The organism is Pseudomonas sp. JL2 (assembly GCF_031570495.1).
Lineage (GTDB): Bacteria > Pseudomonadota > Gammaproteobacteria > Pseudomonadales > Pseudomonadaceae > Aquipseudomonas > Aquipseudomonas rhizophila.
On the sequence record NZ_JAKUDH010000002.1, the window covers coordinates 24560 to 41768 of the forward strand.

A 17209-nucleotide genomic window follows, 5' to 3' on the forward strand; every position below is an offset into this window, starting at 1 on the left:
CGTCTTAGTTCACCCAGACGCGGGCGTTGCGGAACATGCGCATCCATGGTGCGTCTTCGTTCCAGTCGTCCGAACGCCACGAGTTCTGCACCGCGCGGAACACACGTTCCGGGTGCGGCATCATGATCGTGACGCGGCCGTCGCGGCTGGTCAGGCCGGTGATCCCGCGCGGCGAACCGTTCGGGTTGGCCGGGTAGGTTTCGGTGACCTTGCCGTGGTTGTCGACGAACCGCAGCGACACGCAACCGGACAAATCGGCTTCGAGCAGGGCTTCTTCGCTTTCGAATTCCGCATGGCCTTCGCCGTGGGCGATGGCGATCGGCATGCGCGAACCGGCCATGCCCTGCAGGAAGATCGAGTTGGATTCCTGGACCTGGACCATCGCCACGCGCGCTTCGAACTGCTCGGAACGGTTACGCACGAAGTGCGGCCAGAACTCGCTGCCCGGGATCAACTCGTGCAGGTTGGACATCATCTGGCAACCGTTGCACACGCCGAGGGTGAAGCTGTCGGTGCGTTCGAAGAAGCCCTGGAACGCGTCGCGGGCGCGGCTGTTGAACAGTGCCGACTTGGCCCAGCCTTCACCGGCACCCAGCACGTCGCCGTAGGAGAAACCGCCACAGGCGACCATGCCCTTGAAGTCGTTCAGGTCGACACGGCCGGCCAGGATGTCGCTCATGTGCACGTCGATCGCGTTGAAACCGGCGCGGTCGAACGCAGCCGCCATTTCCACCTGACCGTTGACGCCCTGCTCACGCAGCACCGCCACTTGTGGGCGAATGCCTTTCTTGATGTAAGGCGCGGCCACGTTTTCGTTGACGTCGTAGCTGAGCTTGGCGCTCAGGCCCGGGTTGTCTTCTTCCAGCAGCGCGTCGAATTCCTGCTCGGCGCAGTCGGCATTGTCGCGCAGGCGCTGGATCTGGTAGCTGGTTTCCGCCCACTGGCGCTGCAACAGACGGCGCTGGCCTTCGAAGACGGTGTCGCCGTTGAAGGTGATGTTGATGTGGGCGTTGTTGATCGGCTGGCCGATCACCGAGACGCAGTCGGCCAGGCCAGCTGCGCTGAACTGGGCAAGGATGTCCGGGGTGGCGTCCTGGCGAACCTGGATCACCGCGCCCAGTTCCTCGTTGAACAGGATGGCCGGGATTTCAGCCGTAGACTCGGCAACGCTGTCGAGGGTCAGGCTCAGGCCGCAATGGCCGGCGAAAGCCATTTCCACCACGGTGGTCAGCAAACCACCGTCGGAACGGTCGTGGTAGGCCAGCAGATGACCGTCGGCGTTGAGGCCCTGGATGACCGCGAAGAACGCCTTCAGGTCTTCGGCATCGTCGACGTCCGGCGCTTGCGAGCCGAGCTTGCCGTGCACCTGGGCGAGGATCGAGGCGCCCATGCGGTTCTGGCCACGGCCCAGGTCGATCAGGATCAGGTCGGTGGTGCCCTTGTCCATGCGCAGTTGCGGGGTCAGGGTCTGGCGGATGTCGGTGACCGGGGCGAAACCGGTGACGATCAGCGACAGCGGCGAGGTGACGCTCTTGTCCACGCCTTCGTCGTTCCAGCGCGTGGCCATGGACATGGAGTCCTTGCCCACCGGAATGGTGATGCCCAGCTCCGGGCACAGCTCCATGCCGACAGCCTTGACGGTGTCGTACAGGCGGGCGTCTTCACCCGGGTGACCGGCGGCGGACATCCAGTTGGCCGACAGTTTGATGTCGGAGATCTTGCCGATGCGCGAGGCCGCGATGTTGGTCAGGGTCTCGCCAATCGCCATGCGGCCCGACGCCGGAGCGTCCAGCAACGCCAACGGCGTGCGCTCACCCATGGCCATGGCTTCGCCGGTGTAGACGTCGAAGCTGGTGGCGGTCACGGCAACGTCGGCCACCGGCACCTGCCACGGGCCGACCATTTGATCACGGGCCACAAGGCCGGTGATGGTGCGGTCGCCGATGGTGATCAGGAAACTTTTGCTCGCCACGGCCGGGTGGTGCAGGACGCGTTCGATGGAATCGGCAACGTCGAGCGTCGACGGGTCGAAATCATCGCCCAGCTCGGCTTCGCGAACGGCCGAACGGTGCATGCGCGGAGCCTTGCCCAGCAGCACTTCCAGCGGCATGTCCACCGGGCTGTTGCCGAAGTGGCTGTCGGTGACGGTCAGTTGCGGCTCGGCAGTGGCTTCGCCGACCACGGCGAACGGGCAGCGCTCGCGTTCGCAAATGGCCTGGAAACGCTCGAAGTCGGCCGGGCCGACCGCCAGGACGTAACGTTCCTGGGATTCGTTGCTCCAGATTTCGTGCGGGGCCATGCCCGGCTCGTCGTTCGGAATGTTGCGCAGTTCGAAGCGGCCACCACGGCCACCGTCGTTGACCAGTTCCGGGAAGGCGTTGGACAGGCCGCCCGCGCCGACGTCGTGGATGAAGCTGATGGGGTTGTGTTCACCCAACTGCCAGCAACGGTCGATGACTTCCTGGCAACGGCGTTCCATTTCCGGGTTTTCCCGCTGGACCGAGGCGAAGTCCAGGTCCGCCGAGCTGGTGCCGGTGGCCATGGAGGAAGCGGCGCCACCGCCCAGGCCGATCAGCATGGCCGGCCCACCGAGGACGATCAGCTTGGAACCGACCAGGATCTCGCCTTTCTGCACGTGTTCGGCGCGGATGTTGCCCATGCCGCCGGCGAGCATGATCGGCTTGTGGTAGCCGCGCACTTCTTCACCGCGAGGGGTGGTGATGGATTGCTCGAAGGTACGGAAGTAACCGGTCAGGGCCGGACGGCCGAATTCGTTGTTGAACGCCGCGCCCCCAAGAGGACCTTCGATCATGATGTCCAGGGCGTTGACGATGCGCTCGGGCTTGCCGTACGGCTTTTCCCACGGCTGTTCAAAGCCGGGGATCTGCAGGTTCGATACGGTGAAGCCGGTCAGGCCAGCCTTGGGCTTGGCACCGCGACCGGTGGCGCCTTCGTCGCGGATCTCGCCACCGGAACCGGTGGACGCACCCGGGAACGGGGCGATGGCGGTCGGGTGGTTGTGAGTCTCGACCTTCATCAGGATGTGCACCGGCTCCTGGACCGCACCGTACTGGCGGGTCTCAGGATTCGGGTAGAAACGCCCGGCGACGTTGCCGACGATCACCGCGGCGTTGTCCTTGTAGGCCGAGAGCACACCTTCGTTGTGCATCTGATAGGTGTTCTTGATCATGCCGAACAGGCTTTTTTCCTGGCTCTGGCCATCAATGTCCCAACTGGCGTTGAAGATCTTGTGCCGGCAGTGCTCGGAGTTGGCCTGGGCGAACATCATCAGTTCGATGTCGTGGGGGTTGCGCTTCAAGCCCTGGAAGGCGTTGACCAGGTAATCGATCTCGTCTTCGGCCAGGGCCAGGCCCAGTTCGGCGTTGGCTTTTTCCAGTGCGGCACGGCCACCGCCCAGCACATCGATGGCGGTCAGCGGTTTTGGCTCGGCATGGCTGAACAGGCCCGCGGCCTGCTCCAGGTTGCCCAGGACGATCTGGGTCATGCGGTCATGCAAGCCCTCGGCGATCAGTTGGGCCTCGGCCTCGCTGAACTCACCGGCAACATAAAAGGCAATGCCGCGCTCCAGGCGCTGGATTTTCGCCAGGCCGCAGTTACGGGCGATGTCGCTGGCCTTGCTCGACCATGGCGAAATGGTGCCGAAACGTGGCAGCACCAGGAACAGACGACCGGTCGGCTCCTGGACAGGAACACTGGGACCGTACTTCAGAAGGCGCGCGAGCACCTGCTGTTCGTCGCCGGTCAAACCGCCGGTGACTTCGGCGAAGTGAGCGAATTCAGCATACAAGCCACTGACAGCCGGAACCTTCTGGCTCAGTTGCTCAAGGAGTTTGCTGTGGCGAAAGGCAGAAAGGGCAGGAGCGCCGCGCAGGATCAACATCTTCGGGACAGCCTCGGGAAGGGGGTGTGCTTTGAGGCCGTGCATTCTAGCCTAAACCGCTGGCGACGGCACCCGAAACGGCACGTACGATGCTGGCCGAATGTCGGTCCTTGCAGGAATGGCTCTTCCGGCCCCCTTTTGCACGGTCGTACCGAGATATTTTTCATCGGGGCAAAACACGGCGCCCCCCGGCCCGCCTGTGTTGCGGACACGTTTTGCAACCGCTAGCAGACTGGCCTTCTGCTGTCGAGATATGGCGGTCGGGGCCGTTTGCGTATACTGCGCAGATGTTTTCCCCAACGGCTTTGCGTCCGCGGTACGCCAAGTGGCTGATCGCAACCGGACTCTTCCTGGTGCTCAGTGGTTGTGTTGAGAAACCCAACACACTGGAGCGCGTGAAGGAGGATGGCGTGCTGCGGGTGGTTACCCGAAACAGCCCCGCCACCTACTTCCAGGATCGCAATGGTGAAACCGGCTTCGAATACGAGCTGGTGAAGCGTTTCGCCGACGATTTGGGGGTGGAGCTGAAAATCGAGACCGCCGACAACCTCGATGACCTTTTCACCCAGCTGGGCAAGCCCAACGGCCCGGTACTGGCTGCCGCCGGCCTGGTCAGCAGCGAAAAACGCAAGAGTCAGGTGCGATTTTCCCACTCCTACCTCGAAGTCACCCCACAAATCATCTACCGCAACGGCCAATCACGCCCCACCGACCCGGCCGCCCTGGCGGGCAAGAAGATCATGGTGCTCAAGGGCAGCACCCACGCCGAACAATTGGCGCAGTTGAAACAGAAATATCCCGGCATCGAATACGAAGAGTCCGACGCGGTAGAAGTCGTCGACCTGTTGCGCATGGTGGATGAAGGCCAGATCGACCTGACGCTGGTGGATTCCAACGAAGTGGCAATGAACCAGGTGTACTTCCCCAACGTGCGGGTCGCTTTCGACCTGGGCGATGCCAGCAACCAGAGCTGGGCCGTGGCCCCCGGCGAAGACAACAGCCTGCTCAACGAAATCAACGCCTACCTGGACAAGGTGCAGAAGAATGGCACCCTGCAACGCCTGAAGGATCGCTACTACGGGCACGTTGATGTCCTGGGTTATGTCGGCGCCTACACCTTCGCCCAGCATTTGCAGCAGCGTCTGCCCAAGTACGAGAAGCATTTCAAGAACTACGCCAAGGCCGAAAAAGTCGACTGGCGCCTGCTGGCGGCCATCGGCTACCAGGAATCACTGTGGCAGCCGACAGTCACGTCCAAGACTGGTGTGCGCGGCCTGATGATGCTGACCCAGAACACCGCCCAGGCCATGGGCGTGTCCAATCGCCTGGATCCCAAGCAGAGCATCATGGGAGGCGCCAAGTACCTGGCTTATATAAAGGGCCTGCTGGACGACAGCATCGAGGAGCCGGACCGCACCTGGTTCGCCCTCGCCGCCTACAACGTGGGTGGCGGTCACCTGGATGACGCTCGCAAACTGGCGGCCAAGGAAGGGTTGAACCCGAACAAGTGGCTGGATGTGAAGAAGATCCTGCCGCGCCTTTCCCAGAAGAAGTGGTACAGCAAAACCCGCTACGGCTACGCCCGGGGCGGTGAACCGGTGCATTTCGTGGCAAACATCCGCCGCTACTACGACATCCTGACCTGGGTCACACAGCCGCAGCTCGAAGGCGACCAGGTGGCCGAGGGCAACCTGCACGTGCCGGGCGTCGACAAGAGCAAGCCAAATCCGGAAACCCCGCCGCTCTGAATCCCCAATACACTGAGGCCCCCTTGTGGGAGCGAGCCTGCTCGCGATAGCGGTGTGTCAGTCGACATCAATGGTGAATGTCAGACCGCTATCGCGAGCAGGCTCGCTCCCACATGGGCCCTGCGTATGCATCAAACTTTGGCGGCTGCCAGGATCAGCGCTTTCATTTCAGCCACCGCCGACTTGAACCCGACAAACAATGCATGGGCCACCAGCGCATGGCCAATGTTCAGTTCGTTGATGCCCTTGATGGCCGCGACGGCCTCGACGTTGTGGTAATGCAAGCCATGGCCGGCATTCACAATCAGGCCCTGGGCCAGGCCGAAGGCAACGCCATCGGCTACCCGCTGCAGCTCTTCAGCCACCTCGGTGGGCGTTTGCGCATCGGCATAACGGCCAGTGTGCAGTTCGATGGCCGGGGCACCGACGCGCCTGGAGGCTTCGATCTGCCGCTCGTCGGCGTCGATGAACAGCGACACCTCTGCGCCGATCTTCGACAAACGCTCCACCGCCGCCCTGATCCGTGCTTCCTGCCCCGCTACGTCCAGGCCGCCTTCGGTGGTCAGCTCCTGACGTGTCTCGGGCACCAGGCAAATGTGCGCGGGGCGGATGCGTTCGGCAAACACCATCATTTCTTCGGTCACGCCCATTTCGAAATTCATGCGCGTTTGCAGCACGTCCTTGAGCAGCAGTACGTCGCGCTCCTGGATGTGACGGCGGTCTTCACGCAGGTGCACGGTGATGCCGTCGGCGCCTGCCTCTTCAGCATCCAGCGCGGCCTTGACCGGGTCCGGGTAGCGGGTACCACGGGCTTGGCGCAGGGTGGCGACATGGTCGATGTTCACGCCGAGAAGAATGCGATTGCTGGTGCTCACGAAAAGCGCTCCTGAGATGGACAGAGATTCGGCCCACAGCATACGGGTTGATCAAGGCTTGCGAAACAGCTCGCGACTGACCAGCGGCCGACCGCCCAAATGAACCGCCAGGGCCTGGCGCATCAGACGCTTGGCCGCCGAGAGCGCGCCCGGCGCACTCCAGTCGGCCTCGGACATGGCCAGAAGTTCGGTGCCATTGAACAACCCAGGTTGCAGCAGGTAGACCTGTTCCAGACCGGCATCCACCTGCAGGCGATACAGACCGTCCGCTGCGATGGGCTCGCCATGCAGATCGGTGTTCAGGGCAAAACCGTAGCCCAGATCGTCCAGTAGCCGCCACTCGAAGGAACGCAACAGCGGTTCCAGAGGGCGACCTTCGGCCAGGGCCAACAGTGTGGCGGCATAGTGATCGAACACTGCGGGATGGGGGTCTTCGGCGGGCAGCAGGCGGATCAGCAGCTCGTTGAGATAAAGGCCGCTGAACAACGCCTCGCCGTTAAGCCAGGCCGCAACACCGTTACTTTCCATGCGCCCGACGTTCTTCAACTCGCCCCGCCCCCGGAATTCCACTTCCAGCGGCACGAACGGCCGCGCCAGCGTTCCGGCCTTGCCACGCGCGCTCCGCAACACCGCCCGCAGTCGCCCCTGGGGCGTAAGAAAGTCCACCAAGGCGCTGCTTTCGCGGTAGGCGCGCGAATGCAGGACGTAGGCGGGTTGGGCGGTGGGTTGGGTTGGCGGCATGGGATCGCAGCTCTCAATGAGTAAACGCAGTATTACTGACAACCACAAACCACTGTGGGAGCGAGCCTGCTCGCGATGAGGGACTGATATTCAACAGGAATGTTGACTGACAGACCGCTATCGCGAGCAGGCTCGCTCCCACAATGGAAATTCATGCACTCAGGAAGAGCTTTACAGGTCGCCGTAACCCAACGACCGCAGCGCCCGCTCATCATCGGACCAACCACCCTTCACCTTGACCCACAGGTTGAGCATGATCTTGGAGTCGAACAACAGCTCCATGTCCTTGCGCGCTTCGGTGCCGATGCGCTTGATACGCTCGCCCTTGTCGCCAATGATGATTTTTTTCTGGCCGTCGCGTTCGACGAGGATCAGCGCATGGATGTGCAGGGTCTTGCCCTGCTGCTTGAACTCTTCGATTTCCACGGTGATCTGGTACGGCAGCTCTGCGCCCAATTGGCGCATGATTTTCTCGCGCACCAGTTCGGCGGCCAGGAAGCGGCTGCTGCGGTCGGTGATCTGGTCTTCGGGAAAGAAGTGATCGTTTTCCGGCAGGTGCTCGGCGATCACTCGCTCCAGCGCATCGAGATTGTGGCCGTGCTGGGCCGAAATGGGCATGATCTGGGCCTTGGGCAATTGCTCCTGCAACCAGCTCAGGTGCGGCATCAATTCGGCCTTGTCTTCGATGCGGTCGGTCTTGTTCAGCGCCACGATCAAGGGACCTGTCACGTACTGGACGCGTTCGAGAACCATCTGGTCTTCTTCGGTCCACTTGGTGCGATCAACCACGAAGATCACCACATCGACGTCTTTCAGCGCCGCCGAAGCAGTCTTGTTCATGTAGCGGTTCAGCGCTTTTTCGCCACCTTTGTGCATGCCGGGGGTATCAACGTAGATCGCCTGTACGGCGCCTTCGGTCTTGATACCCAGCATGTTGTGGCGGGTGGTCTGGGGCTTGCGCGAAGTGATCGCCAGCTTCTGGCCCAGGATGTGATTGAGCAGCGTGGACTTGCCCACGTTCGGCCGGCCGACAATGGCGACATAGCCGCAGCGGGTGACGGTTGTATCAGTCATTGCCATTCTCCACGCCCAGGGCAATCAGTGCTGCGGCGGCCGCTACCTGTTCGGCAATACGACGACTCACACCCTGACCCCGGCTTTTTTCATTCAATAAGACCACTTCGCATTCGACGAAGAAGGTTCGGCAATGCGGCTCGCCCTGGATATCCACCACTTCGTAACGCGGCAACTCGCAACTGCGCGATTGCAGGAATTCCTGCAAACGGGTTTTCGGGTCCTTGTTGGTATCCACCAGCGTCAGGCTGTCGATCTCGGAGGTCAGCCAGGCCAGCACGCGCTCGCGCGCCATTTCCATGCCGGCGTCCAGATAGATCGCGCCAATCAGCGCTTCCAGGGCATCGGCCAGAATCGACTCACGACGGAAACCGCCGCTCTTCAATTCACCGGAGCCCAGGCGCAGGTACTCACCCAGGTCGAAACCGCGGGCCAGCACGGCCAGGGTCTCACCTTTGACCAGGCGCGCGCGCAAACGCGACAACTGGCCTTCCCGAGCCAGCGGGAAGCGTTCGAACAATGCCTCGCCAGCCACGAAGTTGAGGATGGCATCACCCAGAAATTCCAGGCGTTCGTTGTTGCGCCCGGCAAAACTGCGGTGAGTGAGAGCCAGAAGCATCAGCTCCTGATCCTTGAAAGTGTAGCCGAGCTGACGCTCGAGACGGCTTAGAGAAACGCTCACGGTTTACCCACGCTGAGTTCGTGGCTGGATTCCACCACCACGGCCGCGAAGCGCCGTTGGCTTGGGACAATTAACGCTGTGTTCAAAAATGACGTCCTGACTATCGTTGGCTTCATGCCTTCGGGCAACCTTGTGCAGGCTCCAGAAATGCATTCGGCGCTGTGTTCAACAGCGCCGTGTGTGATTACTTGATCAGGCCAACCCGCGAGAAATTCGGCAGGTGACTGAGTTTGGGTTCCGGCCAGCTCATCCAGACCGCAAAGGCCTTACCGACGATATTACGGTCGGGGACCATGCCCAGCATGTCCTTGGGAATGTTCGGATCATCCCAGTACCGGCTGTCGTTGGAGTTGTCGCGGTTGTCGCCCATCATGAAGTAGTGCCCGGCCGGTACGGTCCACGAATGGTCCGGTGCAGCGCGGTAGCGGCTCATTTCCTTGCGGATCAGGTGTTCGGCCTCGCCGAGTTTTTCCTGGTAGAGCTCAGCGCTGCCCAGTGTGCCCGGCTCGGAGCCGATCAACCGTTCGGCTACCAGTTCGCCGTTGACGAACAGGCGCTTGTCGGCGCTGTAGCGAATCTTGTCTCCCGGCAAGCCGACCACACGCTTGATGTAGTTGACGTTCGGATCGCTCGGAAAACGGAACACCATGACATCGCCGCGTTGCGGGTCACCGATTTCGATGACCTTCTTGTCGATCACCGGCAGGCGGATCCCGTAGGAGAACTTGTTCACCAGGATGAAATCGCCCACATCCAGGGTCGGCTTCATTGAGCCGGACGGGATCTGGAACGGTTCCACCAGGAACGAGCGCAGCACCAGTACGATGAACAACACCGGAAAGAACGACTTGCCGTATTCGACCAGCAGCGGTTCCTTGTTGAGCTTTTCGACCACCACCCCATCAGGCTGGCTGACGCTGCCCTGATAGGAGGCGATGGCAGCCCGGCGCCGCGGCGCCAGGAACAACAGATCAAGCAACGCCAACAGGCCGCAGACGAACACGGCGATAACCAGCAACAGCGGGAAATTTAGCGACATAGGACCTAACTATCCAACCTGAGCACCGCAAGGAAGGCTTCCTGTGGAATTTCCACGTTACCAACCTGCTTCATGCGTTTTTTACCGGCCTTCTGCTTTTCCAACAGCTTGCGCTTACGGCTGACGTCGCCGCCATAGCATTTGGCCAATACGTTCTTTCTGAGCGCCTTGACGGTTGTACGCGCCACAATCTGCCCACCAATGGCGGCCTGGATTGCCACATCGAACATCTGCCGCGGAATCAGTTCCTTCATCTTCTCGGTCAATGCACGACCTTTGTAGTGCGCGTTGTCACGGTGCACGATCAATGCCAGGGCATCGACTTTCTCACCGTTGATCAGCACATCCAGCTTCACCAGATTAGCCGATTGGTAACGATCGAAATGATAGTCCAGCGAAGCATAGCCGCGACTGGTGGATTTCAGGCGATCAAAGAAGTCCAGCACCACTTCGTTCATCGGCAGGTCGTAGGTCACCTGGACCTGGGTACCGAGGAACAGCATGTCGTGCTGCACGCCACGCTTTTCGATGCACAGGGTAATGACGTTGCCCAGATGCTCCTGCGGCACAAGGATGTTGGCCCGCACGATCGGCTCGCGCATATCCTCGATGGCCGACAGGTCCGGCAACTTGGACGGGTTGTCGACGTAGATGGTTTCGCCGTTCTTGAGCAGCAGCTCGAAAATTACCGTCGGCGCCGTGGTGATCAGGTCCAGGTCGTACTCGCGCTCCAGGCGCTCCTGGATGATCTCCATGTGCAGCATGCCCAGGAATCCGCAACGGAAGCCAAAGCCCAGGGCGTCGGAGCTTTCCGGGGTGTATTGCAGGGACGAGTCGTTCAGGGTCAGCTTTTGCAGGGCTTCGCGGAAATCCTCGAAGTCGTCGGAGCTGACTGGGAACAGGCCGGCGTAGACCTGAGGCTGGATACGCTTGAAGCCGGGCAGCACATCGACGTCGGGGGTGGAGCTCAAGGTCAGGGTGTCACCGACCGGTGCACCGTGAATGTCCTTGATGCCGGCGATGATGAAACCCACTTCACCGGCCTTCAGATCAACGGTGGCGGTGTGTTTCGGGTTGAAGACACCGACGCTGTCCACCAGGTGGATCTTGCCGGTGGATTTGACCAGGATCTTGTCACCCTTCTTGACGCGGCCGTGGCGCACGCGAACCAGGGAGACGACGCCCAGGTAGTTGTCGAACCAGGAATCGATGATCAACGCTTGCAGCGGATCTTCGATATTGCCGGTCGGCGCAGGAATGGTGGTCACCAGGCGCTCGAGCACTTCGTCCACGCCCAGGCCGGTCTTGGCGCTGCAAGTGACCGCGTCGGTGGCATCGATGCCGATGATTTTCTCGATTTCTTCCTTCACGCGGTCCGGATCGGCCTGGGGCAGGTCGATCTTGTTCAGCACCGGCATGACTTCCAGGCCCTGCTCGATGGCCGTGTAGCAGTTGGCAACCGATTGCGCCTCGACGCCCTGGCCGGCATCGACCACCAGCAATGCACCTTCACAGGCCGCCAGCGACCGGCTGACTTCATAGGTGAAGTCGACGTGGCCCGGGGTATCGATGAAGTTCAGCTGATAGGTAATGCCGTCGCGGGCCTTGTAGTAGAGCGTAACGCTGTGGGCCTTGATGGTGATCCCGCGCTCACGCTCCAGATCCATGGAATCCAGGACCTGGGCCTCCATTTCACGCTCGGCCAGGCCGCCGCACATCTGGATGAAGCGATCAGCCAGCGTCGACTTACCATGGTCAATGTGGGCGATGATGGAGAAATTGCGGATATGACTCAAATCACTCACGGATCAACACTCAAAAAGGCTGCAGGCATGGCCCGCCGAAAAATAGCCGGGAATTGTACCTGATACACCGCGCAAGTGGGAGCAAGCTTTGCTCCCACACAGCCTTGCCCCCGCAGCCCCCTCGCCATCGGTGCGCTGATCAACCGGCCCGGCGCAACAGCCAGAGCCCGGCCAAGGCGCAGACGGCGGCCGGTACCAGCACCGCAAACAGCGGCGAGAAACCGAATACCAGGCTCGACGGCCCCAGCAAATCCTGGGCAATACGGAAGGTGAAACCCACCAGTACGCCGGTAAACACACGCTGACCGAGGGTCACCGAACGCAGCGGGCCGAAGATGAAGGAAATCGCCATCAGCACCAAGGCTGCGGTGACCAGCGGCTGCAACACCTTGACCCAAAAAGCCAGCCAGTAGCGACCGTTGTTCAAACCCTGATCCGCCAGATAGTGGATATACCCCCACAAACCGGTAATCGACAGGGAGTCCGGCGCCATCACCACAGTGCTGAGCAACTGCGGGCTCAGCGCCACGTCCCAACGCTCTTGCGGCGCGGCGACCACTTCGGTGCGCTTGTCATGGAACAACGTGGTGGTGACATCATTGAGCTGCCAGTGATCTTCAACAAACTTGGCGCGCTTGGCGAAGCTCGACGACAGCATGTGCCGCTGGTCGTCGAAACGGTAGCGGGTCACGCCATACAGGACACCGTTGGGCTGGACCGAGTTGATGTGGATGAACTCGTCACCCTGACGGTGCCACAGGCCGTGCTTGGCGCTTTGTGCGTCGCCACCACCCTGGGCCAGGGAACGGTTGGCCTGAGCGGTGTTTTCGGTGGCCGGGGCAACGTATTCGCCGACCAGCAAACCCACCAGCATCAGCACCAGCATCGGTTTCATCACGGCCCAGACGATCCGACCAACGGAAACACCGGCGGCGCGCATGATGGTCAGCTCGCTGTTGCTCGCCAGGCTGCCCAGGCCGATCAGGCAACCGATCAGCGCCGCCATCGGCAACATGTCGTAGAGCCGCCGTGGGGCGGTCAGCAATACGTAGCTCAACACGTCCATCAAGGTATAGGTGTCGCTGACATCACCCATTTCATCGATGAAGGCGAACAGGGTCGCCAGGCCAAGAATGATCCCCAGCACCGCGAGAATCGCCATGAACACACTGCTGCCGATGTACCGATCGAGTTTAACCACGGGCCACCTCCAGCGCGCTGCGACGACTGGCCAGCTTCAGGCGCAGTGGTTCCCAGTAGAGCAACCCGAGGCCAATCGCCAGGAAGATCGAATGCACCCACCAAAGGCCCAGCGCGGGCGGGATCTTGCCTTTCTCCAGCGCGCTACGGGCGGAAATCAGGATGGTCAGGTAAGCCATATACAGAAGAATCGCCGGTAGCAGCTTGAGGAAACGGCCCTGGCGCGGATTGACTCGCGCCAGCGGGACCGCCATGAGGGTCACGATGAATACCAGCAGCGGCAGCGAAAGGCGCCATTGCAATTCAGTGCGCGCCCGAATGTCGTTGTTGCCCAGCAAGCTGGAGGTGGGCATGGCATCGCGGTCGGTGACTTCGTCGCTGACCTCGGGCTTGGGCAGCAATACGCCATAGGTGTCGTACTTGATGGCCCGGTAATCGGCCTGCCCCGGCTTGCCGTCGTAGCGGTAGCCGTTTTCCAGGATCAGGTAGCGGTTGCCGTCGGGGTTGATTTCCTGACGCCCCTTCTCAGCCACCAGCACCGAAATGCCGCGGTCCTTCTTGGTGTCGGAAGACACGTTCTTTTGCGTAATGAAGACGCCGCCCAGGTCGACCCGGTCTTCCGAGAGTTCTTCGGTATAGGTGACGCGAGTCCCGTCGCGCAGGGCCTGGAAGCGCCCGGGCACCAAGGTGTCGAACTCGGTCAGGGCGTCCTGCTGGTTGATCAGCATCTGGAACTGGTTGGCTCCCTGGGGCGCCAGGCTAAGACTCAGCCAGGCCACAACCAGCGCCACCAGAGTGGCCGGGAAGAGGGTCATGCGAAACAGGCGTTGCTGGCTCATGCCGGTGGCCGACAGCACGGTCATTTCGCTGTCCAGGTACAACCGGCCGTAGGCCAGCAGAATACCCAGGAACAACCCCAGCGGCAGGATCAATTGCAAAAAGCCCGGCAGGCGGAACCCCATGATCAGGAACAGCGAGCCTGGATCCAGCGCGCCGGAGGCCGCCTGGGCGAGGTATTTAATGAAGCGCCCGCTCATGATGATGACCAGCAGCACGGCGCTGACGGCGCTCAGGGTCAGCAGGACTTCGCGGGATAGATAACGGAAGACGATCACACCAGACACTCCAGGGCTGTCAGGCTAGGATTTGTACGAAAAGTGCCTGCGCGATGATCATGCTGCGTTGAAAACAGGCTCGGAATGCTCATTGACAACCAGTCAACTCCGCTTCCTCGCCTGTTTTCGCCTTGCCTGATCGCCGCTCGGCGACTTTTAATACAAACCCTAAGGCGGCCAAACAAGCAAACGTATCGAGCCGGCCCGCCACAGCGCGCCGCCGAAAAAAGAGCCGCATTATCCTGTGATTGGGGGCGCCTGTCACTTCGCACGCTTTAACCCGGTGCTTAAAGCCACAATTTAGCGCTGTCGGTGGGGTTGTCAGGCCCTGGCGCCGGGGTTCAAACTGCGGCCTTTGTCGCCGGCAAGCACCGGCGCTTCTCTTATATAGAAGAAGCTCGCTCAGCGCGCCATTGTGTCGGCGCCTGGCATCTTGACCATTCATTCAGGGATCCGGACATGGAACTGGTTGTAAAAAGCGTCAGCCCAGAAACGTTGAAAACCGCCACGCTGGTGGTTGCCGTCGGTGAAAACCGCCAGCTCGGCGTCGTCGCCACCCAACTCGACAGCCTGAGCGGCGGTGCCATCAGCGCTGTGCTCAAGCGCGGCGACCTGGCTGGCAAAGTCGGCCAGAGCCTGTTGCTGCACAACCTGCCCAACCTCAAGGCCGAGCGCGTGCTGCTGGTGGGCGTGGGCAAGGACGCCGAACTGGGCGACCGTCCGTTCCGCAAAATCATCGCCGGCGTGTTGGGCACCCTCAAGGGTCTGGGTGGCGCTGATGCCGTCCTGGCGCTGGACGAGTTGGTGGTCAAGGGTCGCGACAGCTACGGCAAAAACCGCCTGCTGGCTGAAACCCTGGTGGACGGCGAATACCAGTTCGACCAGTTCAAGAGCCAGAAAGCCGAACCCCGCGCCCTGAAAAAAATCACCCTGCTGACCATCAAGGCTGCCCAGGCTGAAGTTCAGCGTGCCGTGACCCACGCCACAGCGATCGCCAACGGCATGGCCTTCACCCGCGACCTGGGCAATCTGCCACCGAACATCTGCCACCCGACGTTCATGGGTGAACAGGCCAAGGCGTTGGGCAAGGAATTCAAGGGCCTGAAAGTCGAAGTCTTCGACGAAAAGAAAATCAAAGACCTGGGCATGGGCTCGTTCTATTCCGTCGGCCAGGGCAGCGCACAGCCGCCACGCCTGATCGTCATGCAATACAACGGTGGCAAGAAGTCCGAGAAGCCGTACGCACTGGTCGGCAAGGGCATCACCTTCGACACCGGCGGCATCAGCCTCAAGCCGGGCGCCGGCATGGATGAAATGAAGTACGACATGGGCGGCGCCGCGAGCGTGTTCGGCACCCTGCGCGCCGTGCTCGAACTGCAACTGCCGATCAACCTGGTGTGCATCCTGGCCTGCGCCGAGAACATGCCCAGCGGTAACGCCTCGCGTCCAGGCGACATCGTCACCACCATGAGCGGCCAGACCGTGGAAATCCTCAACACCGACGCCGAAGGCCGCCTGGTGCTGTGTGACGCCCTCACCTACTCCGAACGCTTCAAGCCGCAAGCGGTGATCGACATCGCCACCCTGACCGGCGCCTGCGTCGTCGCCCTCGGCGCCCACACCTCGGGCCTGCTGGGCAACAACGACGAGCTGATCGGCCAACTGCTCAGCGCCGGCCAGCAAGCCGACGACCGCGCCTGGCAATTGCCGCTGTTCGACGAATACCAGGAGCAGCTGGACAGCCCGTTCGCCGACATCGCCAACATCGGCGGCCCGAAAGCCGGGACGATCACCGCGGCGTGCTTCCTCTCGCGCTTCACCAAGAACCTGAACTGGGCGCACCTGGACATCGCCGGCACAGCCTGGACCAGCGGCGGCAAGGACAAGGGCGCCACCGGCCGGCCGGTTCCCCTGCTGACCCAATACCTGCTGGACCGCGCCAAGGCCTGACACCGATGACCGGCGTTGGCGTCGCCTTCGGGCGGCGCCAATGGCGGCTCAGGAACTGCAATGACCAAAGTCGATTTCTACATCCTGCCCAGCGCCGATCCGGCGGCGCGGCTGGATTTCGCCTGCAAGCTCACCGAAAAGGCCTGGCGCATGGGCCACCGCATCTACCTGCATTGCAGCGATGCCGCCCAGCGCGATGACCTCGATGCACGTCTGTGGGCCTTCAAGGGCGAGAGCTTCGTACCCCATGGCCCGGCCGAAAACGAACCCGAAGGATTGATCGTGCTCGGGCTGGGAGATGACTGCGGTCAGCACCAGGACTTGCTGGTCAACCTTGACCTGAAAGTGCCGCCTTTTGCCCAGCGCTTCGCCCGTGTGGCGGAAGTGGTGGTGGAAGACCCGGGCATCCGGCAAGCCGCGCGGGAGAGTTTCCGTTTCTACCGCGAACAGGGCTATCCTCTGCAAGACCACCGTTTACAGCGACTCTGAGCCCACGATGGACACTCCAAAACCGCCACAAAAGCCCACGCACCTGCTGGACGACCTCGAGTCGATCCGCCAACTGCTCGGCGACGACAACCTGCAACCACCGCTGTTGACCGATACGGTGGAGCACGAGCCCGAGCATGACGAGCAGATTCCACTGCTGTTCGAGCCGATCAACGGCCAGCCCGAACCCAAGCCGGCGCCCAAGGCCGAGGCCAAAGGCCCCGATGCGCTGTTGCACCTGGAAAGCGAACTGCGCGCCGCCGCACAATTGATCATGCAAGACGTCATCGACGACTTCGCTCCGCACATCGAGACCGAGATCAAGCGCCGGCTGGATGCGCGGATGGAGCGATTGCTGAGTCAGTACGAATAACGCCCTCTGCCTCATTGTGAACATCCTGTGGGAGCGAGCCTGCTCGCGATAACGGACTGTCAGTCCCCATTGATGTTGAATCTGCTGGCCTCATCGCGAGCAGGCTCGCTCCCACAGGGTTCAACCGTGTCCGGCTTCTCGCTTGCTGCGTGTGGCTTGCATCTCCCCCGCCCGCTATACTTCCCGGCTTTTCCTGAATAAATGCCAATAGGGTCCC

The 17209-nt window shown here is 61.5% G+C and carries 13 protein-coding genes; 4 read left to right on the plus strand and 9 right to left on the minus strand.

Annotated elements, in window-relative coordinates; all coding sequences use genetic code 11:
* Positions 1-4: 4 nt before the first annotated feature.
* The gene (gene purL, locus MKS85_RS04145; RefSeq protein WP_139049218.1) at positions 5-3901 is read right to left on the minus strand and encodes a phosphoribosylformylglycinamidine synthase; all 3897 of its coding nucleotides are present in this window, start codon (positions 3899-3901) and stop codon (positions 5-7) included.
* 287 nt (positions 3902-4188) lie between these two features.
* Between purL and mltF the strand changes: the two genes are divergently transcribed.
* The gene (mltF, locus tag MKS85_RS04150) at positions 4189-5649 is read left to right on the plus strand and encodes a membrane-bound lytic murein transglycosylase MltF (RefSeq protein ID WP_139049217.1); all 1461 of its coding nucleotides are present in this window, start codon (positions 4189-4191) and stop codon (positions 5647-5649) included.
* A gap of 131 nt (positions 5650-5780) precedes the next feature.
* On the opposite strand, the gene pdxJ is transcribed toward mltF, so the two are convergent.
* From pdxJ to lptF, 8 genes are all read right to left on the minus strand, one after another.
* The gene (gene pdxJ / locus MKS85_RS04155; RefSeq protein ID WP_047228885.1) at positions 5781-6524 is read right to left on the minus strand and encodes a pyridoxine 5'-phosphate synthase; all 744 of its coding nucleotides are present in this window, start codon (positions 6522-6524) and stop codon (positions 5781-5783) included.
* Positions 6525-6575: 51 nt separating this feature from the next.
* Positions 6576-7265 carry a DNA repair protein RecO gene (gene recO / locus MKS85_RS04160; RefSeq protein ID WP_310662763.1) on the minus strand — a complete coding sequence of 230 codons (690 nt, stop codon included), beginning with the start codon at positions 7263-7265 and terminating at the stop codon, positions 6576-6578.
* A gap of 171 nt (positions 7266-7436) precedes the next feature.
* A complete protein-coding gene (era, locus tag MKS85_RS04165; protein WP_139049216.1) occupies positions 7437-8339 on the minus strand; it encodes a GTPase Era in 903 nt (300 codons plus the stop codon).
* Positions 8332-9021, minus strand: coding sequence for a ribonuclease III (rnc, locus tag MKS85_RS04170; RefSeq protein ID WP_047228882.1), 690 nt, complete (start codon positions 9019-9021; stop codon positions 8332-8334). Before rnc ends, era begins: the two co-directional genes overlap by 8 nt.
* A gap of 184 nt (positions 9022-9205) precedes the next feature.
* On the minus strand, positions 9206-10060 hold the full coding sequence (gene lepB / locus MKS85_RS04175) for a signal peptidase I (protein WP_047228881.1): 855 nt from the start codon (positions 10058-10060) through the stop codon (positions 9206-9208).
* 5 nt (positions 10061-10065) lie between these two features.
* Complete coding sequence (gene lepA, locus MKS85_RS04180) at positions 10066-11865, minus strand: translation elongation factor 4 (RefSeq protein ID WP_047228880.1); 1800 nt, start codon at positions 11863-11865, stop codon at positions 10066-10068.
* A gap of 139 nt (positions 11866-12004) precedes the next feature.
* Complete coding sequence (gene lptG, locus MKS85_RS04185) at positions 12005-13066, minus strand: LPS export ABC transporter permease LptG (RefSeq protein ID WP_047228879.1); 1062 nt, start codon at positions 13064-13066, stop codon at positions 12005-12007.
* Complete coding sequence (gene lptF, locus MKS85_RS04190) at positions 13059-14180, minus strand: LPS export ABC transporter permease LptF (RefSeq protein WP_047228878.1); 1122 nt, start codon at positions 14178-14180, stop codon at positions 13059-13061. The genes lptG and lptF overlap by 8 nt, the downstream gene beginning before the upstream one ends.
* A gap of 459 nt (positions 14181-14639) precedes the next feature.
* Between lptF and MKS85_RS04195 the strand changes: the two genes are divergently transcribed.
* Genes MKS85_RS04195 through MKS85_RS04205 form a run of 3 tightly spaced genes read left to right on the plus strand, consistent with a single transcriptional unit; the run spans position 14640 to position 16992 of the window.
* Positions 14640-16130 carry a leucyl aminopeptidase gene (locus MKS85_RS04195; RefSeq protein WP_047228877.1) on the plus strand — a complete coding sequence of 497 codons (1491 nt, stop codon included), beginning with the start codon at positions 14640-14642 and terminating at the stop codon, positions 16128-16130.
* Positions 16131-16190: 60 nt separating this feature from the next.
* Positions 16191-16619: a DNA polymerase III subunit chi gene (locus tag MKS85_RS04200; RefSeq protein WP_139049214.1), complete on the plus strand. Its 429-nt coding sequence runs from the start codon at positions 16191-16193 to the stop codon at positions 16617-16619.
* A 7-nt stretch (positions 16620-16626) separates the two neighbouring features.
* Positions 16627-16992, plus strand: coding sequence for a hypothetical protein (locus MKS85_RS04205; protein ID WP_047228875.1), 366 nt, complete (start codon positions 16627-16629; stop codon positions 16990-16992).
* Positions 16993-17209 lie beyond the last annotated feature (217 nt).